The 5,279-nt window shown below is 46.6% G+C and carries 1 protein-coding gene; it reads left to right on the top strand.

The window, feature by feature from the left end:
• Nucleotides 1-529 precede the first annotated feature (529 nt).
• Complete coding sequence (locus tag Q0Y46_RS14750) at nt 530-5,209, top strand: VWA domain-containing protein (protein ID WP_297948575.1); 4,680 nt, start codon at nt 530-532, stop codon at nt 5,207-5,209.
• Nucleotides 5,210-5,279 lie beyond the last annotated feature (70 nt).

Raw genomic sequence — 5,279 nt, 5'->3', positions numbered from 1 at the left:
CAAGTTCGAGGACGGGCACAAGGAGACGAGGATAGTGAAGACCGGTATCTATCGCAGGGGTCACAAGAAGAAATAAGTAAACAGTGGTTGGTGGTTAGTGGTTAGGATCTAGAATCTAGGGGCTAGGGAGAAATATCACGGCTTCGCCGTCTTATATTGACGCACGAAGTGCGTGATTCTTTTCACTAGTCTCTATTCTCTATTCTCTCTAAGACTCACTGCTCGTGCCTGGAGCCTAAAAATTTGTCATTGCGAGGGGCGAATAGCCCTGAAGCAATCTCCGTTAGAGAATCTAGAGGTTAATTGACGCACGAAGTGCGTGATTCTTATTCACTAGCCTCTAGATTCTAGTCTCTAGACCCTAGATTTAAAATAAAATAATTTTTTCATTCGTTTTATACAAAATAAGTATATATTTAGGGCGGGATTTTAAAAACGTTGTCTTCATCGTTGGAGAGGGGGCTGGGTGTCATTATTTTTTGTAACGTTGCTCTGTTCTATAATATTTGTAGCAACAGCTAATGCCGATGTGACTATTGAAGGGGAGCCAACTCCCTATCGTGCGAACATTGGCGACACCGTTCCTGTTACATTCAAGAAAAGTCTCGCTGTTGGGGAAAACTTTGTCAGGTGGGAAATTGTTTCGGGTTCTGGGACTTTTATTGATACAACAGCCGATTCGACTGGATTCATTCCGTCTACGAATTCTGTTGTCTTGAGAAGGGTGACTAGGCAGGTCCCCATCTATGAGATAGACGAAAATGGAACCGTATTGTATTTTGACAAAAACAGTGCGAAAATTCCCAATGGCCTTTACGGCATTCGAATGTGCTTCCAAGCGGGAGCAAGTTCTCATTATTTATTTACATTCACGTTCCATCAACGGGCGTTCGGAGTTAGCAATTACGGCACGGATTCCACATTCACCACTATGATTCCGCGCGGCACCGGGGATATCCCCGTTACGGGCAAATTTTATATTACCGTACAGCCCAATAGCAAAAATTACCTTTTCTACTATCTTGCAAATATAAGCGGTATTTATCAAACATTGAGAGATTCCTCCACTGTATCGATTCTCCCAACATATACCATCGATATTTCGGCTTCAGAGGGAGGAAACGCGTATATTGATTCTGCGGGTACTTGGGTCACATCCTATAGCAGGTCGGCCGACAAAGTAACGAGTAAAATCTACGCCACACCTGGTGTCGATTACAAATTTGACCATTGGGAGGTTACATCTGGTAATTGTACAGTTTCTAACAAGAAAAATGAAAATACATCCGTTGTTGGCGCTCAAGGAGATTGTAAAGTAAAGGCCGTCTTTAAACAAGGAAATGTCTACGCTATTACAGATTCTCCGATTAAATATGATTTCACGGATAACTTGTATGCAAAACAGGTTACCAACGGGAAATCGGGTGTCCGGTTCTCCTTTACGGCTCCCAGTGCGGGTTCCTATACCATCATTATTTCGAACTTGCGTTTTCAGAATACTCTTGAATATATCCGGTATTCATCTGCCAATTTCTCAACATCGGTCGATTCAACGAAATTCATCGGGACTCTTGCCAAAACTTTAAATCTCACAGCCGGGCAAACCGTCTATATAACCATCGCCAATACAATACAAAAAGACAACCCTTTCTATATAAATTATGCAACGCACTCTTATAAACTTACGCTAAGTTCGGATTCGAATGGCAAGGCTATTCCAACCAATGGCTATGCGACCGCTTTTATCAACTCAAAATACTCGATCAGTGCCCAGGGAAACGAAGGATACCATTTTTCCGACTGGGAAATTGTATCTGGAACACCTGTGATTGACGATAAAAGTCAACCCAACACATTTGTCATGATATCTGGAGATATCGAACTTAAGGCACACTTCAAAAAAAGTTCCATGTATAAGCTATCCGAAACAAAACAAAAGTTCAATTTTAAAGAGAATTATTACAACGAATCCTCTCAATCGGCAATCAGATTCACATGGACACCCGCCGATTCGACTCCATTCGCACTTCGCTTCGAGGCCATTGATTCAGTGTACGTCTTAGTTCGTGATTATGGAACAGATGGCTCGTTTACAAAGCCTTTGGCGTCATTCTGGACTAAGGGATCGTCGGCTTTCAATTTCACTAGTGAGCCCAATACACCTCATTACTTCACTATTCAGGATTCATCTTCAAGTATTCCAGACAAATCGTTCAATGTCTGGATTGCTACACCATTTATATTGAATGTAACAGCCTCAAAGGGCGGCTCTGTGAATCCGGCCGGAAAGCAACCGACCATATTAAAAGAAAAAGTCATTCTGACAGCATGGGCGCATGGTGGCTATAAGTTTGATTCTTGGAAGATTGTTGAAGGAAATGCGAATCTTTCATCTACAAAGGAATTTAGATCTACTTTGACTACAACGGATTCGCTGTGTACTGTAAAGGCTGTTTTCAAAGAAGATGAATTGGCAAAACCAATGATAAACATATCGCAGTTCGATTTAGGCAACTATCCTGAAATCTGTGCGAACGTTGTTGTTACGGATCTCAATAGCGGGCGTTCTTTCCAAGGTTTAACTTCCGAAGATCTCGTATTGACTCAAGATGGGCAAGTTATCCAGCCCCAGATTACAACGATCAACAATGTCACTGGAATCTCCGTCGTCATTGTTGTTGACGAGAGCGGTTCTATGCAAGGCCGTAGCATCGAGAGCGCCAAGGAATCTATTAGGGCGTTCATCAACGACATGACACCATACGATAGGACAGCCATTGTTGGGTTCGATGGTGGCACGAAGGTCCGCCAGACAATGACCTCGAATAAGACTTTGCTGCTCCGGGCAGTGGATAGCCTCGCGGCAACGGGTGGAACAAATATTATAGAAGGAACATGCGCTGGTTTGGATCAAATTGTAAATGAGACCAATCCTACAATGGTCATTGTCTTCTCTGATGGTGCAAACGATGCCCAGGATAATCTTAAGCTGGATTCTGCCATCAGTATTGCAAAACGCAAAAAAACGACCATACACACGATTGGAGTTGGAGTCCAATCAACAATGCCGTTAGAGCCCTTGGCAAAAGGAACGGACGGAATATACACATTTGCGAATAACGCAAGTGAATTGGCCGGTATCTACGCGGCGATGCGAGATAATTCCCTTTCTCAATATGTTGTCTGCTACGAGAGTCCCGATACGCTGCAAAATGGGGATACGCACAATGTCATCATCAGCATGGAGTTCAACAAAATTACGACGAAAGATTCCCTCCAATGGAACGAAAATTCACTGCCGCCAAGGGTTTCACTTACAGATGCAACGTGGAACTTGATAAAAAATTCACAGCAAGCGAATTCTTCCATCACAATATCGGCTTATATCACGACGTCGTTGCAAATTAAGAATGCGAATGTTTTCTTGCGGAATTCCAGTACGGTGAATGCGCAATTTACTTCGTATGCCATGCGGCATGTCAGGGACAGCCTTTGGGAATACACGGTCCCGGCAAATCAGGCTGTCGTTCCAGGAATAGATTTCTACATCGTCGCGACGGACACGGCCGGGCAACAGGGCAAATCTCCAAGTATCCAGACCCCTGCCATGGAACCCTACACAATTTTCATTGGCAACGATATTCCCGTCATTGATTCCTTTACGATTGCTTGTGAAGATTCTACAAGTGAACTCAAGACATTTTCCTTCCGGATGAGCGATAATAACGGGATTCACAGTGCGGTCCTGTACTACAGCGGTTTAAACGCTTACATCTACCAGACTCATCCATTCTCCTACACAATCGAGAACGACACTTGGACAACCAAGGTCCCCATGAATATCACAGAATATACCGGTTTCAGATACTACCTTCGCGTTACGGATGCCCTAGGGGCGTCTGTTCGTTATCCTGAAACCGGTTTTTTGACTACTGACGCCTGCGAAGTGAAGGAATTTATCCCGGAACCGGTAGATTCGAATGTTGTCGACTCGATACCAAAAGATTCGCTCCCTCGGGATACAAGCACGAACCCTTCCGATTCGAGTACGGTCACTATCGATTCGCTCACGCCGTCGCCCCGCGACTCCATCGTGTACTCGCTCATCGCCGACACCGCCGAAATTTACGACAAGGACTTGGATGGGCGAGCCGACTACGTGCGTGTCCACTTCAAGGAAGCGCGCCGCAACAACATGTCGGGCGTGGATTCGATTTTCTGGAACTCGAACCGCGGCGAATGGCGCTATGTGCCTGCCGGGATGATGAAACAGAACCGCTCGGACGACAAGTGGTTCGAGGGCTACATCAACGCCCCGTACAAGTACGGGTTGACCAAGGCCGATACGGTAAGGAAGCCTTTCCTCGCCTTTACGACCGTGTATTCCGACAAGATAGAGAACGTGATGCTCCGCGACAAGGTGGGCGCGGTCCCGACGAAGGCGACCAAGTTCCCCGGAAAAATGGGCCTCAAGGAGTTCATGGACCCGAATCTCGAAATCCCGCCAGATACATTGGTTATCTGGATGTCCGAACCGATCAAGAATGTCGGTAACGAGCGGGGATGGGAGAATCTGTTCCGTTATTCAAAATCATGCGAGGATACCGCCTCGCTCCCTCTAAGCCTGAAAGGGAACCCGATTATTCGCGAGAATGGCCAACAGTGGACGGTGCTGCTGGACGGTTATCTGGTCAAGGAGGGCTTCTGCCTTTTGACGGCTCCCGAAGCGAGCTACGAAGACCTGGCGGGCAACTCCCTGGGGCGCGGCGGAATCAAGATTGATGGTAAGGACGGCAAGCTTTACCTTGGCGAACTGCGCCCGCTGCAAGCAGTGAGCGGCATAGGCGAGACGCCGCAGTGGATACCGCCGGATGGCTATGGTTGGGAACTCCTGCCGGATTCGATTTCTGCCATCAGCGTGAAATCTTCGATGCCTTACACGGCCGAGGTCTACATCTTTAGCGCCATCGCGACCTACGTGACGCATTTCGAGCAGAAATTCGGGTACAACGGGGAGATGGAACAATCTATCCGTGGGAATTCCGGCGATTTGTTCCGGCAAGGGTACCTGCACTGGAATAACCGCTCCGAGAAGGGCCGCAAAGTCGGCACGGGCGTGTACATCTGGAAGATTTTCTTCAAGTTCGAGGATGGGCACAAGGAGACGAGGATAGTGAAGACGGGAGTGTGGAGAGGGAGTAGGAAGTAGACAGTAGACAGTAGGCAGTAGACAGTAGACAGTAGACAGTAGGAAGTGGTGAACTCCGAGTATAGCCATT

The organism is uncultured Fibrobacter sp., assembly GCF_947305105.1.
Lineage (GTDB): Bacteria > Fibrobacterota > Fibrobacteria > Fibrobacterales > Fibrobacteraceae > Fibrobacter.
Note: the sequence above shows the minus strand (reverse complement) of the source record. Positions and strands in the feature narration are given on the sequence as shown.